Annotated in this window: 20 protein-coding genes and 4 pseudogenes; 18 read left to right on the forward strand and 6 right to left on the reverse strand. The window is 61.2% G+C overall.

Going from position 1 to position 23,271, the window contains the following annotated elements:
- Positions 1-67: 67 nt before the first annotated feature.
- Positions 68-1,849: a methylmalonyl-CoA mutase family protein gene (locus ACFQT0_RS31635; protein WP_449272059.1), complete on the reverse strand. Its 1,782-nt coding sequence runs from the start codon at positions 1,847-1,849 to the stop codon at positions 68-70.
- A gap of 3 nt (positions 1,850-1,852) precedes the next feature.
- On the opposite strand from ACFQT0_RS31635, the gene ACFQT0_RS31640 reads away from it, so the two are divergent.
- From ACFQT0_RS31640 to dnaA, 9 genes and pseudogenes are all read left to right on the forward strand, one after another.
- Positions 1,853-2,101, forward strand: a complete 249-nt coding sequence (locus ACFQT0_RS31640) for a hypothetical protein (protein WP_449272060.1) — start codon at positions 1,853-1,855, stop codon at positions 2,099-2,101.
- Between the two features lie 108 nt (positions 2,102-2,209).
- Entirely contained in the window at positions 2,210-2,650 is a 441-nt protein-coding gene (locus ACFQT0_RS11110; RefSeq protein WP_380202753.1) for a hypothetical protein, read from the forward strand.
- Entirely contained in the window at positions 2,596-3,480 is an 885-nt protein-coding gene (locus ACFQT0_RS11115) for an outer membrane beta-barrel protein (RefSeq protein ID WP_380202755.1), read from the forward strand. The genes ACFQT0_RS11110 and ACFQT0_RS11115 overlap by 55 nt, the downstream gene beginning before the upstream one ends.
- 60 nt (positions 3,481-3,540) lie before the next feature.
- The gene (locus ACFQT0_RS11120) at positions 3,541-4,461 is read left to right on the forward strand and encodes a hypothetical protein (RefSeq protein WP_380202757.1); all 921 of its coding nucleotides are present in this window, start codon (positions 3,541-3,543) and stop codon (positions 4,459-4,461) included.
- The gene (locus ACFQT0_RS11125) at positions 4,347-4,799 is read left to right on the forward strand and encodes an outer membrane beta-barrel protein (protein ID WP_380205984.1); all 453 of its coding nucleotides are present in this window, start codon (positions 4,347-4,349) and stop codon (positions 4,797-4,799) included. The genes ACFQT0_RS11120 and ACFQT0_RS11125 overlap by 115 nt, the downstream gene beginning before the upstream one ends.
- A 104-nt stretch (positions 4,800-4,903) precedes the next feature.
- Positions 4,904-5,626 (forward strand): 5'-nucleotidase C-terminal domain-containing protein, encoded by a 723-nt coding sequence (locus tag ACFQT0_RS11130; RefSeq protein ID WP_380202759.1) that lies wholly within the window; start codon positions 4,904-4,906, stop codon positions 5,624-5,626.
- Between the two features lie 101 nt (positions 5,627-5,727).
- A pseudogene (locus tag ACFQT0_RS11135) lies at positions 5,728-6,670 on the forward strand (bifunctional metallophosphatase/5'-nucleotidase).
- A 152-nt stretch (positions 6,671-6,822) separates the two neighbouring features.
- Positions 6,823-6,888 (forward strand): annotated as a pseudogene (locus tag ACFQT0_RS11140) (hypothetical protein); the annotation flags it as partial.
- A 43-nt stretch (positions 6,889-6,931) separates the two neighbouring features.
- Positions 6,932-8,377 carry a chromosomal replication initiator protein DnaA gene (dnaA, locus tag ACFQT0_RS11145; RefSeq protein ID WP_380205985.1) on the forward strand — a complete coding sequence of 482 codons (1,446 nt, stop codon included), beginning with the start codon at positions 6,932-6,934 and terminating at the stop codon, positions 8,375-8,377.
- A 12-nt stretch (positions 8,378-8,389) separates the two neighbouring features.
- On the opposite strand, the gene ACFQT0_RS11150 is transcribed toward dnaA, so the two are convergent.
- Both ACFQT0_RS11150 and ACFQT0_RS11155 read right to left on the reverse strand, forming a co-directional pair.
- Positions 8,390-8,884 (reverse strand): hypothetical protein, encoded by a 495-nt coding sequence (locus ACFQT0_RS11150; protein WP_380202761.1) that lies wholly within the window; start codon positions 8,882-8,884, stop codon positions 8,390-8,392.
- Between the two features lie 203 nt (positions 8,885-9,087).
- Positions 9,088-9,522, reverse strand: coding sequence for an OsmC family peroxiredoxin (locus tag ACFQT0_RS11155; RefSeq protein ID WP_380202763.1), 435 nt, complete (start codon positions 9,520-9,522; stop codon positions 9,088-9,090).
- Between the two features lie 144 nt (positions 9,523-9,666).
- On the opposite strand from ACFQT0_RS11155, the gene ACFQT0_RS11160 reads away from it, so the two are divergent.
- The 5 genes from ACFQT0_RS11160 to ACFQT0_RS11180 all read left to right on the forward strand — a co-directional run bounded on the left by ACFQT0_RS11160 (position 9,667) and on the right by ACFQT0_RS11180 (position 13,399).
- Positions 9,667-11,163, forward strand: coding sequence for a GH3 family domain-containing protein (locus ACFQT0_RS11160; RefSeq protein WP_380202764.1), 1,497 nt, complete (start codon positions 9,667-9,669; stop codon positions 11,161-11,163).
- Between the two features lie 172 nt (positions 11,164-11,335).
- Positions 11,336-11,800, forward strand: a complete 465-nt coding sequence (locus ACFQT0_RS11165) for a nucleotidyltransferase (protein ID WP_380202766.1) — start codon at positions 11,336-11,338, stop codon at positions 11,798-11,800.
- A gap of 244 nt (positions 11,801-12,044) precedes the next feature.
- Positions 12,045-12,797: an IS5 family transposase gene (locus ACFQT0_RS11170; RefSeq protein WP_380199736.1), complete on the forward strand. Its 753-nt coding sequence runs from the start codon at positions 12,045-12,047 to the stop codon at positions 12,795-12,797.
- A gap of 147 nt (positions 12,798-12,944) precedes the next feature.
- Positions 12,945-13,220, forward strand: coding sequence for a hypothetical protein (locus ACFQT0_RS11175; RefSeq protein WP_380202768.1), 276 nt, complete (start codon positions 12,945-12,947; stop codon positions 13,218-13,220).
- Entirely contained in the window at positions 13,217-13,399 is a 183-nt protein-coding gene (locus tag ACFQT0_RS11180) for a hypothetical protein (RefSeq protein WP_380202770.1), read from the forward strand. The genes ACFQT0_RS11175 and ACFQT0_RS11180 overlap by 4 nt, the downstream gene beginning before the upstream one ends.
- Positions 13,400-13,407: 8 nt before the next feature.
- Here ACFQT0_RS11180 and ACFQT0_RS11185 read toward each other — a convergent pair whose 3' ends face one another.
- The gene (locus ACFQT0_RS11185; protein WP_380202772.1) at positions 13,408-13,848 is read right to left on the reverse strand and encodes a hypothetical protein; all 441 of its coding nucleotides are present in this window, start codon (positions 13,846-13,848) and stop codon (positions 13,408-13,410) included.
- A gap of 109 nt (positions 13,849-13,957) precedes the next feature.
- Positions 13,958-16,045: an OmpA family protein gene (locus tag ACFQT0_RS11190; RefSeq protein ID WP_380202774.1), complete on the reverse strand. Its 2,088-nt coding sequence runs from the start codon at positions 16,043-16,045 to the stop codon at positions 13,958-13,960.
- 372 nt (positions 16,046-16,417) lie between these two features.
- On the opposite strand from ACFQT0_RS11190, the pseudogene lon reads away from it, so the two are divergent.
- From lon to hslU, 4 genes and pseudogenes are all read left to right on the forward strand, one after another.
- Positions 16,418-18,845, forward strand: a pseudogene (gene lon, locus ACFQT0_RS11195) (endopeptidase La).
- Between the two features lie 363 nt (positions 18,846-19,208).
- Entirely contained in the window at positions 19,209-20,015 is an 807-nt protein-coding gene (porQ, locus tag ACFQT0_RS11200) for a type IX secretion system protein PorQ (protein ID WP_380202776.1), read from the forward strand.
- 18 nt (positions 20,016-20,033) lie between these two features.
- Positions 20,034-20,234 (forward strand): hypothetical protein, encoded by a 201-nt coding sequence (locus ACFQT0_RS11205; RefSeq protein WP_380202778.1) that lies wholly within the window; start codon positions 20,034-20,036, stop codon positions 20,232-20,234.
- A gap of 174 nt (positions 20,235-20,408) precedes the next feature.
- Positions 20,409-21,819 (forward strand): annotated as a pseudogene (gene hslU / locus ACFQT0_RS11210) (ATP-dependent protease ATPase subunit HslU).
- Positions 21,820-21,895: 76 nt separating this feature from the next.
- On the opposite strand, the gene ACFQT0_RS11215 reads toward hslU, so the two are convergent.
- Positions 21,896-23,248: a RagB/SusD family nutrient uptake outer membrane protein gene (locus ACFQT0_RS11215; RefSeq protein WP_380202780.1), complete on the reverse strand. Its 1,353-nt coding sequence runs from the start codon at positions 23,246-23,248 to the stop codon at positions 21,896-21,898.
- Between the last annotated feature and the right edge of the window lie 23 nt (positions 23,249-23,271).

The raw sequence follows: 23,271 nt of genomic DNA on the forward strand, positions 1-23,271 counted from the left end.
GAAGAGTGAGGAATGAAGCAGGGGTCAACCCCATTCTTCATTTCTCACTCTTCATTGCTCATTAAAATTACCGCCCCTGCAGGCGGTCGAGCACTTGTTCGGTGGTGTAGCCCTGCACCTTCATTTCCTGGAAGCCGAAAACCCGCACGGCTTCCTGCAGCGTGGGCATGTCGGAGCTGAGCAGCGTGGGCGGGATGAACACCTGCTTCTCGGTCGGAATCTGGTAGATGAAGCGGGCGAAGCGCTGAAACTGCTCGGGCGTGGCGTACATCAGCGTGGCTTCCTCGGGCGAGGAGTACAGCAGCGACAGCGTGCCCTTGGGGTGGCTGGCCGCAATCTCGGGCCGCTCGTGGGGCTGCAGCATGTTCAGGAACGACTCCAGAATAACCTGGTTTGTATTGGTGCCCAGCAGCACCACGGCCGCGCGCTTGCTTTTCTTTTCCCGGCGCTCAAAGTGCAGGGCCGTGGCCAGGCGCAGCACCTCGGTAGGGTAGGTGGCCCGAGTCACATCGAAGGCCGCCGAGCGCAGCAGCTTCTTGGGGTGGAAGCTGAACTGCTCGGCCCGATTCTGAAACCGGTTGGTGCCCACCACCACCTGCTGGCCGCTGGCAATGCGCCGGAACGTGTCGGTGGCCACGGTCTTGACTTCCTCCAGCATCTCGGCCCGCACTTTGGGCAGGCCGCCGGCCTCTTCCATGCGCTGAAACAAGCCCCAGGCCTCGCGGGCCAGCTGGTCGGTGAGCGTTTCGACGAAGTAGGAGCCCGCGGCCGGGTCCTGCACCCCGCCCAGGGCCGATTCTTCGCGCAGCAGCACCGAGAGGTTGCGCGCCAGGCGAGCCGAAAAGTCGTTGGGCACGGCATACAGCGCATCAAACGGCGCTACCGACACGGTGTCGGCGCCGCCCAGCACGGCGCTCATGGCCTCAGTGGTGTGGCGCAGCAGGTTGGTGTGCGAGTCGAGCGTCGTCTGCGTCCAGGAAGCGGTTTGCGCGTGGATGCGCAGATTCTGGCTCAACTCGGGGGCAAACCAAAAGCGTGCAGCAGCGTGGCCCATAGCCGGCGCAGCGCCCGCAGCTTGGCCATTTCGGGGAAATAGCTGGGCGTGATGGCCACGTGCACATGCAGCGCCGCCGCTACCTGCGCGAGGGTGATTTCGTCGTTGGGCAGCTCGGCCAGCAGGGCCGCAGCGGTGTTGAGGCTGAAAGCAATTTGCTGGGTAGCCGTCGCGCCCCGGTTGCCAAAAAACGCCCCGTTCACGGCCAGCGCCTGGAAATCGGGCATGCCCGCCGTCAGGCTGATGCAGCGGCGCAGGGCCGTGCGGTAGTCGGCCAGGCTCGGCGCCCTCGGGCATGGCGCCGGGCGCAAAGCGCAGGAACCCGCGCAGCGACGTGCCGGGGGCCGCGTCTACCAGTTGAGCCAGCAGCTGGTCGGGGCCCGCCATCACGGTGTAGCCGATGTAGGTGCGCTCCAGCGGCAGCTGCTCGGCCAGGTAGTGCACCGCAAACGCGCTGGCGTCCGTCAGCACGAAGTGGATGCCGTCGGCGCCGTTGGCCAGGGCGGCCACGGCCTGGTCGATTTCAACGCGGCCTTCGCCCTCGGGCACGTGCAGGGCGGGCACATTCAGCCACGGTGCCTGCGGGTGAGACAGAGGCGCTGGCGGGCCTCCCAGCGCGGCCAGGGCCTCACGGTGGTAAAAAGGCTCCAAGATGAAGCCATCGGGCAGGGGCCAGCGCAGCGTGGCGGGGTCCTGGCCTTTCAGGTCGCGGGCCAGGCGGGCCTGCCACTCGGCAGTGGTCACGGCCGGAAACTCGGCAAAAGAAACAGGTGCGGCTACGGGAATATCAGACATAGAATGAAACGCTTCGGCTGCTGGCAATGCGGCAGTGCCCAACTAATACGCGCAACCGCCCAAAAGGGGCCGAAAGATACCGCGTGGGCCCCGAAGCGGCCCGTGCAGAGCCGTCTGCCCCGCACAAGCGGCTGTACAATACATCCGTTCATCACCAATGTGCTGGTACTGGCTTGGTTTCAGTTGCTGAATATGCTGGTGCATCAAAGCTTCCAGCTTTTCAAAGCCGGGCGCAACCCTGCCGGAATATAAAAACATGTCGTCGGGAAGGTCCGCCATACCCGCTACCGTAGCTTTGCGCTTCCACGTAATGCCCCAAGTTGTTTTATTGATAAAATCTACCTACTTCCCTTTTCCAGCATGAAGAATACTCTACCCGTTTCTTTTACATTCCTGCTGCTTGCTGTTCTACTGAAAAGCACCAGCACCTGGGCGCAGGCCAATTTTCGGCCAGGATACGTACTGCCCCTCAGCGGCGATACCCTGCGTGGGGAGGTCGATTTTCGGGAAGGGCGGCTCAGCGCACAGCGCTGCAGTTTCCGGCCCAATGCCCAAGCCGAAATCGTGACGTACCAGCCCACGGAGCTGCGGGGCTACGGCTTCAGCACCGACACGCGGTACTTCCGCGCCATGCCCGTGGCCGTGATAGAAACGGCTTCGCCCCAGCCCTATTTCCTGGAGGTTCTGGCTGAAGGCCCGGTTAGCTTGTACTTCTTCCGCGATGCCACGCAGGGGAGCATTATCTGGTGGGCCTGCCAAATCAGCCGCTGGCGCTGCTTAAGCACGGCCTGGTACAGGTAATGCGCAACAACCAGCCCACTACGGTAGTGGAGACGGGTTACCGCAATACCTTAAGGGCCGTGCTGACGAACTGCCCAGTGGTGGAGAAAAAACTCGCGACGCTGTCGTTTCAGGAAAGCACACTGATTAACCTGGTCGGCACCTACAACCGCGAGTGTGCTGGCTACGTGCCCATCAAGCCCCTGTCTACTGCTACCAAATCGCACTTGGTTTTTGGCCTGATGGCCGGAGTGGCTCAACAAACCCTGAAGTACGACGGCTTTCCCTATCCCAAGGGCGGGAGCGCCCGTGAAACGCACGTGGGCATTGCCCTGGGACCCACGCTACGCTATACTTCGGGCCGGCTGGGCCAGCGCTTATCGTTCGGCGCAGCGTTGCTTTATGAACCCGAAAAATTTGAGATTGGGGGCACCGGCATTAGCAACAACGGCTTCCCGGCCCCTGCGTTTCGGCACGCCTTCGACCTGGCTTATTTGCGCCTGCCGCTCACGGTGCGCTACAAGTTTATCCGCGGCAAAGTGATGCCGTTTGCCGAAGCCGGCTTGACCGTAGCTTACGCTATAAAAGAAACCACCAGGGCAGAGCAATACGATTCCTACGCCAAGGCTTTTAAGCCTTCAGCTACCACCGTTGAAGGCACAACCGGCCGGAGCTTCCGCGCCCTCGAGACAGGCGTTGGGGCCGGGGTAGGGGCGGGAACCATGGTAAACGGACGCTTCATGTCTTTGCTGTTGCGAGCCGAAGCGGCCAATGGATTCAGCAAAAGCCCCAGTATTACCACCACCGTTCTGCACCTTTACGGCCTGCTTAGCTTTGACCTGACCAAGTAACCATTTCCTTGGTATTGAACTTCACGGCAGTGTAATACGCTGACCTTTTATCCTTGAATTTTGAGAAATAACTACCTGTTTCTTGTTTCCTACGGCTTTCTTCTATCGTTTGCCCACGATGCCCAGGCCCAAACCAATTTTCGCCCCGGATACGTCCTGCCCTTGGCCGGTGACACGTTGCACGGGGAAGTAGACTCCCGCGAGGGCCGGCTCAATGCGCAACGCGCCCGGTTCCGGACTTCGGCAGAAGCACCCGTTACCACCTACTCGCCCGCTGAGTTGAAAGGGTACGGACTGACGGCCGAGAACAGGCACTATCGCAGCCTTCCCGTAGCGGTGGGAGGGGCGGCATCCAAACCATACTTCCTGGAAATACTGGTTGACGGGCCCGCCAGCTTGTTCTTCATGCGCGATTCTGAGCAGCGCGAGATGTATTACGTGGCCTCGGCCAAGCTTCCGCTCGCGCCCCTGGAGCACGGCATGCAGCAGGAGGTAAAGAATGGCCAGACCTACATGCGGGAGCAGAAAACCTACCGCAACATGCTGGCTGCTGCCCTGGCCGGGTGCCCGGTGGTGCAGGGCCAGTTGCCGCGTTTGCCGTTTCAGGAAAACGCCCTGCGCAAAATAGTAAGCCTGTATAACAGCGACTGCGCCGGCTACCAACCACTACGGCCCCAGCCCGGCGCTACAACGACACACGTAACGTGGGGCCTGATGGCTGGAGCAGTTCAGCATCGGTTGTCTTACACCGGCTTTCCATACAAAGACGGCGAAACCACCCATCAAACGCATTCGGGGCTAGCAGTTGGGCCCGTGTTCCAGGTGAGCTCGAGCCGCGTGAGCCAGCGGCTGTCGCTGGGGTGGGCCTGCTCTACGAGCCCGAAAAGTATGAGATTGAAGGCGACGGTAGAAATTCCAACGGTTTTGTTGGGCTCCGCTTCCGCCACCGCTTCGACGTCGCTTACCTGCGCCTTCCCGTGATGGTACGCTACACTTACCCCCGGGGCAAAGTGGTGCCGGTAGCTGAGATAGGTTTCACCGTAGCCTACGCAGTGAAAAACAATACCACCGCTGAGCAAATGGACAGAAATGGCAAGTACTCCCAAATCCAGACTCTGGAAGGCGCCACCGGTGATTCTTTTCGCCGCAACCAGCTAGGCATAGGGGCCGGCCTGGGGTTAAGTACTCACGTTGCTGACGGACATGCCCTTTCCTTTTTAATGCGCGCCGAGCAGACCGATGGCTTCAGCAACAGCCAGCAAATCGGAGTTAGCGTTCTGCACCTTTACGGCCTGCTTAGCTTTGACCTGACCAAGTAACCATTTCCCTGGTATTGAACTTCACGGCAGTGTTTTACTGTCCCCTTTGTTTACGTTTTCTCATGCTCTTCCGTCGTTTAGGTTTCTCCCTTGTTCCCGCCTTAGTGCTGGCCCTGGCCTCCGGCTGCCAGCGTGCGGCCTACGCGCCCACGGCTCACTTTGCGCCCGTCACCAGCCAGACCGTGGGCAAAACCCAGGCCGAGGACCCCGCCGCGGCGGCCCTCATCGCGCCTTACCACGACAAGGTGACCACCCAGATGCAGGAGGTATTGGGCAATGCGCCGTCGGCCTTGGTGAAAATGCCAGGCGAGTCGCCCCTGGCCAATTTCGTGGCCGACTTGCAGCGTGCCCGCGCCAGCCAGGCGTTGGGCCAGCCCGTTCCGCTGGGTGTGATGACCAACGGCGGCCTGCGCGCCGGCCTGCCGGCCGGGCCGGTTACGCTGGGCTCGGTGTTTGAGCTGATGCCGTTTGAGAACGAACTGGTGGTGCTCGACGCGCCCGGCCCGGTAGTGCAGCGGCTGTTTGAGTACGCGGCCCGCATCAAGATGGCGGTGTCAGGCGCGACCTATACCGTCACCTTCGACGGCCTGCCCAAGGACATCCGCATCGGCGGCCAGCCCTTCGACGCCAACCAGAACAAAACCTGGCCCATTGCCATCTCCGATTACCTGGCTTCGGGCGGCGACAACATGGTGTTCTTCAAGGAACTCACGCCCCGCCACACCAACATCCTGCTGCGCAACGCCATTGCCGACTACATCCGCGGCCTCACCAAGGCCGGCAAACCCGTGACGGCCCAGGTGGAAGGCCGTGTTAAGGCTAATTAAGAATGAAGAATGAGGAATGAAGAATTGGCATACCGTGCGAAACGCTTCATTCCTCCTTTCCGCTTAGTTCTTCCTTCCTGATTCTTCATTCCTCATTCAAAATGACTACTCGCCGCGAATTTCTCCGCAACTCCCTGCTCGGCACCGCCGGCCTCACCGTGCTGGGCGGCCTGGCCAATTCGGCCGAAGCCGCTGCCGCTGCCAAAGCGCCCGTCAAGCTTACCATCCTGCACACAAACGACATGCACTCGCGCATCGAGCCTTTTCCCGACAACGGCGGGCAGTGGGCCGGGCTGGGTGGCATGGCGCGCCGCGCGGCCCTCGTGAAGGAAATCCGCAGCAAGGAACCCAACGTGCTGCTGCTCGACTCGGGCGACATCTTCCAGGGCACGCCGTATTTCAACTTCTTTGGCGGGGAGCTGGAATACAAGCTGATGAGCCAGATGAATTACGACGCCAGCACCCTGGGCAACCACGATTTCGACAACGGCCTCGATGGCCTGCAGCGCCAGCTGCCAAACGCCACCTTCCCGTTCCTGATTGCCAACTACGACTTCTCGAAAACCCCTTTGGCCGGCCGTTTTGCGCCCTACAAGGTGTTTGAGAAGCAGGGCATCCGCATCGGCGTGTTCGGCCTGGGCATTGAGCTGGCCGGGCTGGTGGGCGACAAGAATTTTGGCGCCACCGTGTACCTCGACCCCGTGGCCAAGGCCAAGGAGATGGCCGCCCAGCCTGCGCGGCCCCGAAAAGTGCGACCTGGTTATCTGCCTCTCGCACCTGGGCTACAAGTACGAAAGCGCCAAGCTCGACGACCGCAAGCTGGCAGCCCAGGTAGCCGGCATCGACCTAATACTGGGCGGGCACACCCACACCTTCATGGATGCCCCGGAGCCCATTGCCAGCCCCGATGGCCGCTCCACGCTCATCAACCAGGTGGGCTGGTCGGGTATAAATTTGGGAAGACTGGATTATGAATTTTCCCCGAAAACCAAACGGGCCGGTTTAGCCAGTGCCTCCGTGGTGCCGGTACGGGCAGCCTGTTAAAAGCACGACAAAAACAAGGAAGCCGCGGCTTTTTTAAGTGCGGAGTTTTCCACAATTTTGTGCCCCTCTAAAAAATTGGGCTGCTTTCGGGCGCCTGCTTTTATTACTTTTTTCGCTCCCGGTCCGCACCCGGCTGTTGTCTAACTGCACTTATGCTCAAAGATTTTCGCACGGTTTGGGCTGGCTGCTTGCGCAGCATCTCGGCGGAAATCGGGGAGCAGAGCTTTAAGACGTGGTTTCAGCCCATCGTGCCGGTCGAGCCTGAAGGGCAACGTGCTCACCATTCAGGTGCCGAGCGCCTATTTCTACGACTGGCTGGAGGAGCACTACGTGGACGAGCTGCGCCGCGCCCTGCTCAAAGAATTGGGCACCGACGGCCGGCTCGAATACAGCGTGGTGGTGGACCAGGGCAACGAGCAGGCCCCGCCCCGCGCGCTGCACCTGCCGCCCTCCCGCAAAACCTCGGCGCCCGACCCGCGCGACGCACCCCAGCCCATGCCCAGTACCGTGGGCAACCCGCTGGCGGGCAGCGGCCGGGCCGCCTCGGCGCGCTACGTGAACTCGCAGGCGGTGCGCACCACGCCGCGCGGCAACTTTGGCATCAACAACCAGTCGGCCGACACCATGGCCCCGCCGCGCAACCCCTTCGACACGGCCCGCCCTATGGACGGCAACCTCGTGCCGTCGCAGCTCAACGGCTCGTACACCTTCGACAACTACATTGAGGGCGACTGCAACCGCCTCGCCCGCTCGGCTGGCCTCGCGGTGGCCAACAAGCCCGGCACCACCAGCTTCAACCCGCTGATGGTGTACGGCGGCGTGGGCCTGGGCAAAACGCACCTGGTGCAGGCCATCGGCAACCACATCAAGGCCACCGCGCCCGAGCGGTTTGTGCTGTACGTGTCGGCCGAGAAGTTCACGAACCAATTCATTGACAGCGTGCAGCGCGCGCAGGTGCAGGACTTCGCCAACTTCTACCTGCAGGTAGATGCCCTCATTCTCGACGACGTGCAGTTTCTGGCCAACAAGGGCAAGACGCAGGAGATGTTCTTTCACATCTTCAACCACTTGCACCAGTCCGGCAAGCAGATTGTGATGACTTCCGACCGGCCGCCCAAGGACCTGCAGGGTCTGGAAGACCGGTTGCTGAATCGCTTTAAGTGGGGCCTGACGGCCGATGTGCAAAGCCCCGACTTCGAGACGCGGGTGGCCATCATCCGCAACAAGATGGAGCAGGACGGCATCGACATTCCGCCAGACCACGTGGTGGACTACCTCGCCAACTCGGTGCACACCAACGTGCGCGAGCTGGAAGGCGTGATTGCCTCGCTGGTGGCCCAAAGCAGCCTGAGCCGCCGCGACATCGACCTGGAAATGGTGAAGCAGGCCCTGCGCCACATCATCGAGGAAGTGGAAGCCGAGGTCAACCTCGACTTCATTCAGAAGACCGTGGCCGCTTATTTCAACATCTCCGTGGAGCTGCTGAAAGACAAAACCCGCAAGAAAGAAGTGGTGACGGCCCGGCAGGTGGCTATGTACTTTGCCAAGCACCACACCGCGCACACGCTGAAAACCATCGGTTTCCATTTCGGTGGGCGCGACCACACCACCGTGATGCACTCGGTGCAGACGGTGTCGGATTTGGTGGATTCGGACAAGAAATTCCGCGAGCAGGTAGAAGAGCTCCGGAAGAAGTTCGCAAAGTAGGGCGCGGGCGTTTTAGGCGGTAGCCGCCGAATTGCTTTCTACCAATTGCACGCCGTGCTTGGCGGCAAATTGCCGCACCTGCTCCCGGAAGCGGTTTTTACGCATCTTGCCTTTCACCTCGCGCAGGTTCAGGGCATACACTTCGCCGTCTTTTTGCTGCACGCGTAGCATGGATGGGCGCAGCTCCAGGGCGGCGATTTTCTCGGCGGCAAACACTTGCTTGGCCCGGAAGAGGCCGCTCTTGTGCACGAGGTAGCCGGGCGCAAACTCCAGGTAGCTCTGGGTGCCAAAAATGGGCGCATTGTGCACCAGTACGTAGCCGATGTACACAAACGTGAACACCAGGAACACCCAGTGCAGGAAGTGATAGTCGTTGGCGTTGGTGTCGCCCCACATGGAGAACAGCACGTACGCCAGCCAAAAGCCGCCGATGGCTAATTGTCCCCAAAAGGGAATGCGGGAAGTATTGGCGGGGCGAAGGCGGATGCGAGTGGTACCAGTGGGCATGGGGCAAATTTAGTGCGGAAAGCAGGAACGGCCGTGCGGAAATCCAGGAGCCTCAGTGGCGAACGAAAAAAGGCTCGGGAAAGGAAGAACGTCATGCTGAGCGGAGCGAAGCATCTTTACCACGAGAGTAATTACTTACACGGGAAAGATGCTTCGCTCCGCTCAGCATGACGTTCTATTCAAGGCCCAGTTTGGGGCGTCCTTTAGCCGACAAACTTGGCTTCCAGGGTCATCTTGGGCACGGCGGCGAGCAGCTTCGAAACGGGGCAGTTGGCCTTGGCGTCTTCGGCGTGCTTCTGGAAATCCTCGGACGTGATGTTGCCGCCGCTCACGTGGCCTTCGGTGCTGATGTGGATGTGCTCGATGACGGGGTTGCCGTTGTTGGGGTTCATCGTCACCGTCGACGTGGTGTTGATGCTCTGCACTTGGTGGCCGTGCCGGGTGAGCGCACCCGCCAGGTACATGGTGTAGCAGCCGGCGTGGGCCGCGCCGATGAGCTCTTCGGGGTTGGTGCCGGGCTTGCCTTCGAAGCGGCTGCCGACGGAGTAAGGGGCGTTGAGCAAGCCGCTTTCGGTGGTGAGCGTGCCGCTGCCTTTGATGTCGCCGGTCCAGGCGGCGGTGCCTTTGTGGTCTGCCATGATGCTTTGGTAATTGGTGAGTTAATTGTTGAGATTAGGAAACATGCCTAACGGCCACAAGTTGGCGGGGTTGCCGCGCCCGCAAACCGCTGAACCCCGCCAACGTACCTTCGCAGCCCCTCAAATGGCGTTTTTATTTGGATTATGGGATTGAAATCTGCGCTGAGCCGGCCGCTGGCCCGGTACATTGCCCGGCGCTACCAGCGCTGGCAGCACCGGCCCGAAGCCACCCAGCTCAACCTGCTGCGCCAGCTCACGGCCACGGCCGCCGGCACCGCGTTTGGCCGCGCCCACGACCTGGGCAGCGTGCGCACACCCACCGACCTGGCCCGGCAGGTGCCCGTGCGCGACTACGAAGCCCTCAAACCCTGGTTTGACCGCACCCAGGCCGGCGAGGCCGACGTGCTCTGGCCCGGCCACCCGCTGTACCTGGCCAAAACCAGCGGCACCACTTCCGGCACCAAGTACATCCCCATCACGCGGGCCAGCATTCCCAACCACATCGAAGGCGCCCGCGATGCGCTGTTTCACTACATCTACCGCACCGGCCGCAGCCAGTTTCTCGATGGCAAGCTGATTTTCCTGTCGGGCTCGCCGGAGCTGGAACTGCACCATGGTATCCGCACCGGCCGGCTTTCGGGCATTGCCAACCACCACGTGCCGGCCTACCTGCGCCGCAACCAGCTGCCCAGCTACGCCACCAACATCATCGAAGACTGGGAAACCAAGCTCGAGCGCATCGTGGACGAAACTCTGGGCCAGCAAATGACCCTGATTTCGGGCATTCCGCCCTGGGTGCAGATGTACTTTGACCGCCTCACCGCCCGCACCGGCCGGCCCATCAAGGACATATTCCCCGACTTCAACCTGTTCGTCTACGGCGGCGTCAACTTCGAGCCTTACCGCGCCAAGCTATTCGAAAGCATCGGCCGGCCCGTGGATAGTATTGAGCTGTTTCCGGCCTCCGAAGGCTTCCTGGCCTTCCAGGACGAGCCCGGCAACCCGGGGTTGCTGCTGCTGCTCAACAGCGGCATCTTCTTCGAATTCGTCCCCGCCGAGCGGTTTTTCGAGCCCAACGCGCCCCGCCTCACCATTGCCGATGTTGAGCTGGATAAGCAGTACGCCGTGCTGCTCACCTCAAATGCGGGGCTGTGGGCCTACTCGCTGGGCGATACCGTGCGCTTCGTGAGCCTGCGGCCGCACCGCGTGGTAGTCACCGGCCGCATCAAGCACTTCCTTTCTGCCTTCGGCGAGCACGTCATCGGCGAGGAAGTGGAGCAGGCGCTGCGCGAAACCATGGCTCAATTTCCGGAAGTGGAGGTCATCGAATTCACCGTGGCGCCGCTGGTGAGCGACGACCCCGCCACGCCCTCGCGCCACGAGTGGCTAATGGAATTTGCCCGCCCGCCGCGCGATGCTGCTGCTTTTGCCGCCGCGCTGGATGCCGCGCTGCGCCGCCGCAACTCGTATTACGACGACTTGCGCAAGGGGAATATTCTGGCGCCGCTGCAACTCACGCAGTTGCCGGTGGGGGCGTTTCAGCGGTACATGAAAAGCCTGGGCAAGCTGGGCGGGCAGAACAAGGTGCCGCGGCTGGGAAATGATAGGAAGGTAGCGGAGGGTTTGGCTAAAGCAGGCTAGAAATTCGTAACTTTCAGCATGCCTCGCCTCGATAGAACCGTTACCCGGAAAGTGCTACTGCACCATGACCAAGATGCGGAAGACGTAGCATACTGGCTCACGAAAACGCCGCAGGAACGCCTTGATGCGCTCGAATACTTGCGTGCCCACTCTTTATGGTTCTATTTCCGCCATGACCCTAGCCAATTCTCTGGACCAAGATTACAAAGAGTTTATCGAGTTGTTAAACGCGCACGGCGTTAGGTATATGGTGGTGGGCGGCTATGCGGTGGCCTACCACGGCTACATCCGCCAGACTGGCGACATCGATGTGTGGGTCGAAATTTCCGAAGAAAACGCGGCCCGGCTGGTGCGCGTGATGCAGGCGTTTGGCTTTGGAAACATGTACCGGGAAGCCGATTTCTTGCAGCCGGGGCATTTTATTCAACTCGGCGTGGCGCCGGTTCGGATTGATATCCTGAACGACGTGGACGGCGTAACCTTCTCCGACTGCTTTCCGGCCCTTGAGGCGACTGTTTGGGACGGCGTTCCCATCAATTTCATCAGCTTGGCCGACCTGCGCAAGAACAAAGCCAGTACCGGCCGCGCCAAAGACGCCGCCGATTTACGTAACCTCAATAAAGTGAAGCGGAAATAAGCTAACAGTCTATCCTTTCGTGTCCAAGCTTCTCTTGCCCCTGAGAATATTTAATATCGTCGCGGTCGGGCTAATTTTTGCCTGTGTGGCTTTTCTCTCTTGCGCTTTTTATTTGGGAACTCCAGAGATGCACCAAGAATTAAAGCAGCATTTGATGAAGAACTTTTTTGGACGTTTCGGTGCGTTCGTCTCATTTGGACTTGCGCTAACTAGGAAGTGTTAACAGTGAGAAGTAAATTGGAGCATGGATTTTCTGCTAACGGAAGCGCAGTGGGCACGCATCGCGCCCCTGCTGCCGGGTCGAGAAGGCACGAGCGGGGGCCGGGGCCACGACAACCGGCGTTTCGTGGAGGCGGTGCTCTGGTTGACGCGCAACGGTTGCCGCTGGCGGGCCTTGCCGGCCGAATGGGGCAACTGGCACACGACGTACACGCGCTTCCAGCGCTGGGCCGCGTCCGGCGTGTGGGCCCGGGTGCTGGCGGCCGTGCAGCAGGACGACGCGCTGCACACGCTGCTGGTCGATTCGACCACCGTGCGGGCCCACCAGCACGCGAGCGGCGCGCGCAAAAACGGACCGCAAGCCCTCGGGCGCAGCCGCGGCGGCTTGACCAGCAAGCTGCACGTGGCCGCCGATGCGCAGGGGCGGCTTGTGCGCTGCCGGCTGACAGCCGGCCAGCGCCACGACGCCCCGCAGGCCTTGCCGCTGCTCGAGGGGCTGGCCCCGACGCACCTCGTCGCCGACCGCGGCTACGATTCCGACCCGCTCGTGGCCGCGCTCGCCGCCCGCGGCACCTGCGCCGTGATTCCGCCCCGGTGCAAGCGCCGCACCCCGCGGGCTTACGACGCGGCCCGCTACGCCCAGCGCCACCCCGTCGAGCGACTCTTCAGCCGCCTCAAGCAGTTTCGCCGCGTGGCCACCCGTTACGACAAGCTCGATGCGCATTTCTTGGCCTTTGTTCATTTGGCGGCGACCGTTTTGTGGCTCCGTGACTGTTAACACTTCCTAACTACTTATGCTGATTAATCTGCTTGCCGCTTGGAGTATTTCGCTGCCTGTTACTACGGCCTATTGGGTGGCGCGCAAAGCTGCATTAGCTTCGATAGTGGGCTCTTTGGCGGGAACTATCATTTTCTTTAGCGTCTGATGCCTCTTCCAAAACGCGCCCTCCATGCCGCCTGCCAAGCCTTCATTCAGGAGCGCATCGACGCGGCCCGCACGGCCATGCAGGCAGCCCAGGAATCTTCCAGCTCCGAAACCAAGAGCAGCGCCGGCGACAAGTATGAAACCGGCCGCGAAATGGCCAACGCCGAACGCGACCGCAACGCCGCGCATATGCAGCAGGCCCAGCAGCTGCAAGTTGAGTGGCCCGCATCAGCCCCGAGGCGCCTTGTGATACCGTGCGGCCCGGCGCGCTGGTGACCACCAGCATGGGCCGGTTCTACATCAGCATCAGCGCGGGCAAGCTGGCGGTGGACGGCGCTCCCGAGGTGTTTGCCGTATCGGTCGCGGCGCCGGTGGCGTTGGCGCTCAAGGGCCTGCGGGCAGTGGAGGAGGCCGTGTTCAACGGCAAGGCGGTGCGGGTAACGGCGGTGGAGTAGGGGCCCGGCTACCGGGCGTGCCACTCGGCCAGCAGCGCGGGGAGCCGGCTTGTGCCTTCGGTGAGCCAGTGCATAGCCGAAGCGGCATCGGAAAAATAGTGCGACTCAAACCGGATGCTGGGCTGCACCAAATCGTGAAGTGCGTCGATGGCCAACTGGTTGTGAATGCGGTTGCTGTCGATGGCCAGTATCAGATGCTCCAGCGGCAGCTGCACAATATTGGGCATCCAGTGGGTGCCCAGCCACAGTTCGTCTTCTACCGGAATATTGGGCACGCTGTTCATGTCGATGAGCAGGGCGCGCACGGTCAGTTGGCGGGCCAGGTCCAGCAGTTGCGCGGCACTGGTGCGGAGGGTTTTGGTGCCCTCGCCGGAAATCCATTCCAGACGCAGCAGGCCCAGCGCGGCGTCGTACTGCAAACTAAAGTCCGGAATGTGGCTGATTATCACAAGGAGCTGAATTCAACACGCGCGGGTGCCAACGCGGGTGCAAGCTCTACGCACTGGCTGCGGTGGCTGGTTTTGGTGGTTCAGAGAAATCCGGGCGCCGGGCCGCGCCTTATTTCCACTCGCCACCGCCCTCGACGGGCTTTTCATTTTCGGGCTTGATGAGCCGAAATTCTACCCGGCGGTTCACGCGGGCGTCGGCTTCGGTCAGCTCGTCTTTGAGGGGGCGCGAGGAGCCGTAGCCCAGGCTTTCGATGCGGTCGGGCTTGAGCTTGCCTTTGCGCTCGATGTACTTGCGGATTTCCTCGGCGCGGTCCTGCGAGAGCTGCTCGTTCACGTCGGGGTCGCCGCTGGTATCGGTGTGGCCCCCGATGTTGAGCCGGAACGTGGGGTGGTCGACCAGGAAAATGGCAATGCGGTCGAGCGTGGTGTGCATAGACGGCAAAATGGCCGACTTGCCCTGCTGAAACTCGATGTTCTTGAAAATGAGCGGCAGCTTGTAGTCGATGCTGTTGGTGAGCAGCGTCATCACCGTGTCGCCCTTCAGCTCAAACTGCTTTTCCACCGAGAAAAAGTCAGTGCTCTGGATGAGCATGGCGTAGTGCGAGCCCTCAATCAGCTCAAAGTCGAACGTGCCATCGGGCCGGATGAACTTGCTGGCGACCTCAATGCCGTTGTCGGTATCGATGATGCTCACAATGCCCTTGAGCGGCTTGCTGGATACCGAGTCCAGCAAGGTGCCTTCTACGTGCGTGGTGGCCAGGGGCTGGGCCTCCATGGGCAGCGGGAAGGAGTAGAGGTCCAGGTTGTTGAGGTCCTGAGCTTCGGAACGGGCGTAGTAGAGGTTTTTGCTGTCGCGGTCGATAGTGAAGTAATACTCAGAACCCTTGCCGTTTACCAGCGGGCCGATGTTTTTGGGCTCCTGCCAGAGGCCTTGCACCCGGTAGGTTTTGTAGATGTCAAAGTCGCCGAAATTGAGCAGCTGTCCGCGCGAGCTGAAGTACAGCACGTGGTAGAGCGGGTGGTAGAAGGGGCTCACCTCGCTCTCGCGGGTATTCACCACCGGGCCGGCGTTCTGGGCCTGGCTCCACTCGCCGTTGCGCAGCTTGTGGGTGAAGTAGATGTCGGAAAGCCCGAAGCCGCCCAGGCGGTCGGAGGCGAAGTAGAGTGTGTCCTCGTTTTGGGAGAGGGTGGGCTGCGAGTCCCAGGCCGGCGAGTTCACGGCCGTGCCGAGGCTTTTGGGGGCGCTCCACTTGCCGTCTTTGCCCTTGGTGGCCGTAAACAAGTCGCAGTTGCCGTGGCAGGTGGCGCACTCGCAGCGGGCGAAGAAAATCGTTTTGCCGTCTTTGCTCAGGCAGGCCGAGCCTTCGTTGTTGGGCGAGTTGATGGGCTTGGGCAGCGGCTCGGCATCGGACCAGTTGATGCCTTCTCGGTGCGAGGTGTACAGGTCTTCGTCGATGACGCCCGTGATACCGCGGCGCTTGCGCTTGCTGCTGAAAATAATGGTGGAGTCGTTGCCGCTCAGCGCGGGCCCGTAGTCCGGCAGCTTGCTGTTGATGCCGTCGCCCATGCTCGTGTACACGCCCCGAGGCGGGTGAAACGTGTTGATGTTCTTGCGGTACTCCACGATGTCGTAGTACGTTTTCAGGGGCACGTACAGGTCCTGGTTTTTCTGCTCCAGCGAATCGTAGTAGAGCTGCACCTTGGTGATGTCGGTGCGGTGGTGCTTGAGGGCGAGGCGGTAGTACGCTTTGGCTTTTTCCGGCTGGTTTTCGCGCTCCAGCAGCTGGCCCAGGCGCCAGAGCATGTCGGTGTTGCGGGCAAAATTCGTGGTGCCGAATTGAGCTACATATTTTTCGAGCAGCACGCGCGCCGAGCGGTAGTCATGCCGACGCTCGGCCTTGGCAATGGCGCGCAGAGACTTTTTGTTCTCGAAAAATTGATATTCATTGATTTTGACAAAGTCCGGGGTGCCGTCGCGGCGCATGCGCAGCTTGCGGCGCGTGTGGTTGCTCAGGCTGGCCACCCGGTAAGAGCCGGGAGCAATGGCCGGGCGGGCCGCCTTAGCTCCTGGCTTCGCAGAACCGGCTTTGCGACTAGCCGGGGCACCGGTCCTAGCGGTATCAGCGGGCAGATTGGCAGCGGCCGGAGTGCTTTTCGTGGGCCGCCGTTGGGCTTGCGCCAACGGAGCGACGGCCATTCCTAACAGGAGCAGGAAAAGAAATGGGCACCGACGCAATAAAAGGGACATTGGAAAAGTAATGAAAACAATAATTCACGCAAGTTGCCAACAATTTAACGATTTATGAACTGTTGCGGGCCCAACTGGTGTCATCTAGTGCGCCGCTTTGGCGGGGCGTCCCGGCTGGCACGGCCCTTGAAGCACAAAGGCGCCGGGAAACCGTACCTTGTACTTCCCGCTTCAGTAGGCGGCGGGCTGCCAATCTGGCACCCGCTGCCGTTGTTTTTGGCTTTATCCTCGTCCATGCGTCTGGCATCCGTTTCTTCCTCCGCTGCGTCTTCCATCCAAGCGTTCAGCGATTCTAATTCCCAACCCGAAGCCATCGCCATCATGGCCGCCGACCCCGACCACCTCCTGCGCGGCGATGACGCCCCGCCCACTTTGCCCTTGCTACCTGTGCGCAACACCGTCCTATTTCCGGGCGTGGTGCTGCCGGTCACGGTCACCCGCAAAAAGAGCATCAAGCTCGTGCGCAAGGCCTACGCCGCCGACAAGCTCCTGGGCGTAGTAGCCCAGCAAAGCCCCGACGCCGACGAGCCCACCACCGACGAGCCTGCACCCCGTGGGCACGCTGGCGCGCATTCTCAAGCTGCTCGAGCAGCCCGACGGCCAGGTCACCATCATCCTGCAGGGCCAAGTGCGCTTCACCATCGAAGAGCAGCTCACCTTCACGCCCCAGGCTCACGGCGCGCGTCAGCTACTTCTCCGAAGTGGCGCTGAACCCCGAGATTCCCGGCGAGTTTGGCCTGCTGCAAGCCCTGCGCGAAGCGGCTACCAAGGTGCTGGAGCTGACCCCCGAAATCCCCATGGAAGCCCGGGCCATGCTCGACGGCATCCAGTCGCCGGCGTTCCTCACGCATTTCCTGTCTTCGAACGTGCAGGCTCGACCTGGCTGCCAAGCAAAAGCTGCTGGAGCTGGCCGACCCCGAGCAGCAAGCCCGCCAGCTGCTCGAAGCGCTGTTGAGCCAGGCCGAACTGCTGGAAATCAAGCAGGACATTCGGTCTAAGACCCACACCGGCATCGACGCCCAGCAGCGCGAGTACTTCCTGCGCCAGCAGCTCAAGACCCTGCAGGACGAGCCTGGGCCAGGAAGGCCCCGACGAGGACATGCACCGCCTGCGCGCCCGCGCCGAAACCAAAAATGGCCCGAGTCGGTGGCGCTTCATTTCAAAAAGGAAATGGACAAGCTGTCGCGCACCAACCCCATGGCCCCCGATTATTCGGTGAGCATCAACTACGTCGAGTTCCTGCTCGACCTGCCCTGGGGCGAGTACACCAAGGACAAGTTCAACCTCAAGCAAACCAAGAAAATCCTCGACGCCGACCACTTCGGCCTCGAAAAGGTGAAGGAGCGGATTCTGGAGTACATCGCCGTGCTCAAGCTCAAGCAGGACCTGAAGGCGCCCATTCTGTGCCTCTACGGCCCTCCCGGCGTAGGCAAAACCTCCCTGGGCCGCAGCATCGCGGCCGCCATGGGCCGCAAGTACGTGCGCATGAGCCTGGGTGGGGTGCGTGACGAAGCCGAAATCCGCGGCCACCGCAAAACCTACGTGGGCGCCATGCCCGGCCGCATTATCTCGCAGATTAAAAAGGCCGGCGCCAGCAACCCCGTCATTATCCTCGATGAGATTGACAAGGTGAGCAGCGACTTCCGCGGCGACCCCAGGCTCGGCCCTGCTCGAGGTGCTCGACCCGGAGCAGAACGCCACCTTCACCGACAACTACCTGGAGGTAGAGTACGACTTGAGCAAGGTCCTGTTCATCGCCACGGCCAACTCGCTCGACACCATTCAGCCCGCCCTGCGCGACCGGATGGAAATCATCGACCTCACCGGCTATACCCAGGAAGAGAAGGTGCAGATTGCCCGCAAGCACCTCTGGCCCAAGCAGCTCAAGGAGCACGGCCTGGGCGAGGCAGAAGTGAAAATCACGGATGCCGCCCTGCACCGCGTGGCCGACGACTACACCCGGGAAAGCGGCGTACGCGGCCTGGAGCGCAAGCTCGCGGCCGTAACGCGCAACCTGGCCCGCCGCAAGGCCGGCAAAGAGTCCGTGCCCGCCGTAATTGAGCCGGCCGATATCCGCAAAATTCTCGGCGCGGCCATCTTCGACCGCGACCAGTACCAGGACAACGACACCGCCGGCGTGGTAACGGGCCTGGCCTGGACCAGCGTGGGCGGCGATATCCTCTTCGTGGAAAGCCTCCTGAGCCGCGGCCGGGGCAAGCTCACGCTCTCGGGCCAGGTGGGCGACGTGATGAAGGAATCGGCCATCACGGCGTTGAGCTATCTGCGCAGCCGGGCCGATGAGATTGGCATCGACTACCGCCTCTTTGAGCAGTACGACCTGCACATTCACTTCCCCGAAGGCGCCGTGCCCAAGGACGGCCCCAGCGCGGGTATTGCCATTTTTACCAGCATGGCTTCGGCCTTCACGCAGCGCCGCGTGCGCCCGCGCCTGGCCATGACCGGCGAAATCACCCTGCGCGGCAAGGTGCTGCCCGTAGGCGGCATCAAGGAAAAGCTGCTGGCCGCCCGCCGCGCCGGCATGAAGGATATCATTCTCTGCCCCAAAAACCGCAAGGACATTGAGGAAATCCAGGAGGACTACCTCAAAGGCCTCACCATTCACTACGCCGACCGCGTCGACGACGTGCTGCGCGTGGCCCTGCTCGACGAGCTAGTGCCGCACCCGCAGAAGCTGCCGGTGCGCGACGAGCCGATTCCCGCCGTTGGGCCCAGCGTGGAAGTGCAGTAGTCTGGGTTAGCTCAACTGGCGGCTCTGATGCTTAAGCATCTTGTTGGCTCAACTAACCCAATCGCCTGCCATGCTCATCTGGCGTCCGCCTGCGAAGCGTCTTATGACCGAAGAACGATTCGTTCGAACGTGATAAGATGCTTCGCGAGCGGACGCCAGATGAGCATGACAGGCGATTGAGGTAGTTGAGCACGCGAAATGTTTCGCTGCGCTCAGCATGACGTTCTTTTTCAGTTCGCACTGCTGAGAATGGAGCCTGCAGGTACGTTTCAGCCCAACGAGGCGTTGGGGGCCGCGGGAGGCTCTGCTTCTCCCTTATCTTAGACCGATGAAGCACTTTTCCGCTTGCCGGGTTGCCGGGTTTTGCTTGTTGTTTGGCATAATGGGGGGTCAGGGGGCCGTGGCGCAGCAGCGGGCGGCCGCGCCGTGTTTCCCTTTCTCGACCTGTCCACCGGCGCACAGCTGGCGGCTTTGGGCGGCATGAGCGTCTCGGCCCGCAACGACGACCCCACCATGCTGTTTGCCAATCCGGCCTTGCTGAACCCGGACATGGACGGCCGCCTGGCCCTGAGCTATGCCGCCTACGTGGCCGATATCAAGCAAAGCACCGCGGCCTACGTCTTCAATACGGCCAAGGCCGGGCGCTTCGGCGTCGGCATCACCTACCTCAACTACGGCGATTTTCAGAGCTACGACGCGGCCGGCAACAGCCTGGGCTCTTTTGGCGTGAACGAGTACACCGTGGGCGTGTCGGACTCTTATACCAAGGGCAAGTTCACCTTCGGCGCCACCACCAAGCTGGCCGTTTCCAGCATCGCGGGCAGCCGGTCGGTTGCCGGTGTGGGCGATGTTGGGGTGGTTTACAAGCATCCAACGCAGGATTTCACGGCGGGCTTGGCCGTGAAGAGCGCCGGCTATCAGTTTTCGCCGTACCCGGGCACCGACCGCGGGCCGCTGCCGCTGGATGTGCAAATTGGGGCCACCATCAAGCCCGAGCACATGCCGCTGCGCTTTTCTCTCACCGCCCACCACCTGCAGCAGTGGGACATTCAATACCTCGACCCCAACCAGCGTAGCGGGTTCGCTGCCGACACTACCCGCAAAAACCGGGCAAAAGCTTCGGCGACAATCTGGCCCGGCACTTCACTGTCAGCGCCGCTCTCGAATTGAGCAAGAACTTCCAGCTACGTGCTGGTTATAACCACCTGCAGCGCCGCGAGCCTGCGCTTGGAGAATACCAGCGGCGGCGCCGGTTTCAGCTTTGGCATCATGCTAAAAATCAGTGCCTTTCAAATCGATTATACCCACGCCGTGCTGCAGGCGGCCGGCTCCAGCGAGTACTTCACGCTGTCGCGCAGCCTAGATTCTTTGTTTAAGAAGAAAGAGTAAAATTCTGTTTGAATTGAAAAGAACTGTCATCCTGAGCTTGCGAAGGACCTTATCACCGTAGAAGGGTTGTAATTGCTGTAAGCCGTTCTGTCTTCCTAAGGTCCTTCGCCGCCGCTTGATGCGCGGAATGCTCAGGATGACGGGTCCTTTATCCGCTTTCCTCATTCACCACTTATGCTCAACCAAGATTTCCTGACCCCGGCCCAGATTGTGGCCGAGCTCGACAAATACATCATCGGCCAGCACGAAGCCAAGCGCCACGTGGCCATTGCCTTGCGCAACCGTTGGCGCCGCCTGCACGCCCCGGCCGACATGCAGGCCGAAATCGTACCCAACAACATCCTCATGATTGGGGCCACCGGCGTGGGCAAAACCGAGATTGCCCGCCGCCTGGCCCACCTTGCCGACGCCCCCTTTGTAAAGGTGGAAGCCAGCAAATTCACCGAAGTGGGCTACGTGGGCCGCGACGTGGAAAGCATGGTGCGCGACCTGGCCGAGCAAAGCGTGGCCCGCGTGCGCCAGCGACGCCAGGAAGCCGTGAAAGCCCAGGCCGCCGATGCGGTGGAAGAATTGATTCTTGACGCGTTGATTCCTGCCGTGCCCCGGCCGGCCGGTTCCAAAGCCGGCGTGGGCTTCGGCAGCAGTGGGGGAGATGATGACATGCCCCAATCGGATGCCGAGCTCAACGAGCGCACGCGCGAGCGGTTCCGCCAGAAAATCAAGAACGGCGAGGCTCGAAGACCGCCGCATCGAAATTCAGGTGGCGCAGGCCGGCCCCAGCATCGGCGTGATGGGCGCGCCTCCCGGCATGGACGAAGGCACGCTCTCGGGCTTGCAGGACATGCTGGGCAACATGCTGCCCAAGAAAACCCGCAAGCGCAAAGTGACCGTGGCCGAAGCCCGCAAGCTCCTGTTGGAAGAGGAAGCCGCCAAGCTCATCGACATGGACGAGGTGAAGGAAGAAGCCATCCGCCAGGCCGAGAATGCCGGCATCATCTTCATCGACGAAATCGACAAAGTGGCCAGCAGCGGCGGCAGCAAGTCCGGCGGCGGGCCCGACGTAAGCCGCCAGGGCGTGCAGCGCGACCTGCTGCCCATCGTGGAAGGCTCGGCCGTGAGCACCAAGTACGGCATCGTCAACACCGACCACATCCTGTTCATCGCCGCCGGCGCCTTCCACGTCAGCAAGCCGTCCGACCTGATTCCGGAGCTGCAGGGCCGCTTCCCCATCCGCGTGGAGCTGCAGAGCCTGACGAAGGACGACTTCTTCCGCATTCTGAAAGACCCCAAAAACGCCCTTACCAAGCAGTACGAAGCCCTACTCAAAGCCGAAGAAGTTGAGCTAACCTTCGAGGACGCTGCGCTGGAGCGAGTGGCCGAAATCGCCTCTGAAGTCAACGCCGAGGTCGAGAACATCGGCGCCCGCCGCCTACACACGGTGATGAGCCGGCTGCTGAACGACATCCTCTTCGACGTGCCCGATAAGATTGGCGCCAATGCCCACATCCTCATCACGGCCGACCTGGTTAACGAACGGCTCAACAGCATGGTCAAAAACCGCGACCTGAGCCAGTACATTCTCTGAGCAAGCCCGAGCAGGCTGCATAAAAAAGCCCCGACCAGATGGCCGGGGCTTTTTTGTGGCTGACTCCGAGAGCCGCTTAGTACAGCGGGTTCTGAGCAATCAGGCCGTTGGTCAGGCTTACCTCGCGGAACGGAATGGGGAACAGGTTCCGGAACGACTGGGTGTAGCTGGGCAGGGCAGTCTGTACCGTGTTGGTACGGCGCAGGTCGAACCAGTACAAACCTTCGTAAGCAAACTCCAGGCGGCGCTGCAACAGAATATCGGTAATCAGGGCCGGTGCCGTAATGGCCGTGGTGGGAGCCAGGCCAGCGCGGGTCCGGATGATGTCGAGCTGCGTCTTGGCGGTGATAAGGTCACCGGTTTGAGCTGCGGCTTCGGCAATGGTCAGGACCACCTCAGCGTAGCGAACCATGTTGAAACGGTCATCACGCGTCGAGGTACGGTAGTACTTCTGCGTGGTGCCAGCTGCCAAGGTGTAGGGAGACCCAGCTACAGTAACGGCGGTAGAAGCTGAAACCACGTTGATGGGCAGGCGCTTGTCACCGGCAGGGTGAGCGGCCGCAATGCTGCTGCCTGGGTCAAACTCGTTACGGCTGGGCGAGGGGTACCAGTAGAAAGCGTACTGGCTCTGGTCTGTGTTCGAGAAGAACAGCTGCCAGATGGCATCGGGAGCCGTGGTGCCGGTGTTTGCCGAGGTAGCAAAGTTTGGAATAGCGGGCACCTGCTGGGCAAACTTCAGGGCATCGGCGTACTTGCGCTCGCGCAGCTCAAAACGAGCGCGCAGTGCCAGGGCTGCGTTCTTGGTAACCCGGTTGCCACCGGCACCGGTGGGCAGGTTGGCAATGGCAAAGTCGAGGTCTTCACGGATGGCGGCTGCTACGTCGGCTTCCGAAGCCCGGCCGATGGCTTCAGTTTCGGGGCCAATGGCCGTGGTAGGCAGCAGGCGCAGCGGAACACCGAGACCCCCGGCGTAGCCATAACCTTGGGGAGTACCGCCCCATAAACCAATCAGGTTCATGTAGTGCAGGGCACGCAGAGCACGCGCCTCACCCTGGGTCGTGAGCTTTGGAAAAGCCGGGTCATTAATCTTCTCGCTCTCCTTGATTAAGTAATTAGCACGGCCGATAGCGAGATAGATGGAATTCCAGGTGTTGCCGACCTGAATATTGTCGGGCAATGTCTGGTTCGCGCCGATTACGCCGTAGGTAGTAACGAACGTGCCCACGTGGCGAACATCACCCGAAATCAAATCGGCCATGGTCGGGAATGCCAGACCATAATAGTCCGAAGATTGCGTAGCATCGTAAGCACCCAGCAAGCCGGCTGCTGCGTCTTCTTTGGTGGTGAAGCCTTTGTCCGAGCTGATGCTGTTTTGGGGCTCAACATTCACCAATTTGTCACACGCCCCTACCGTCAGTCCCAGGCTCAAGAGCAGGGCCGAACGCGTAGCAA

It is taken from the genome of Hymenobacter humi (assembly GCF_042665855.1).
GTDB lineage: Bacteria > Bacteroidota > Bacteroidia > Cytophagales > Hymenobacteraceae > Hymenobacter > Hymenobacter humi.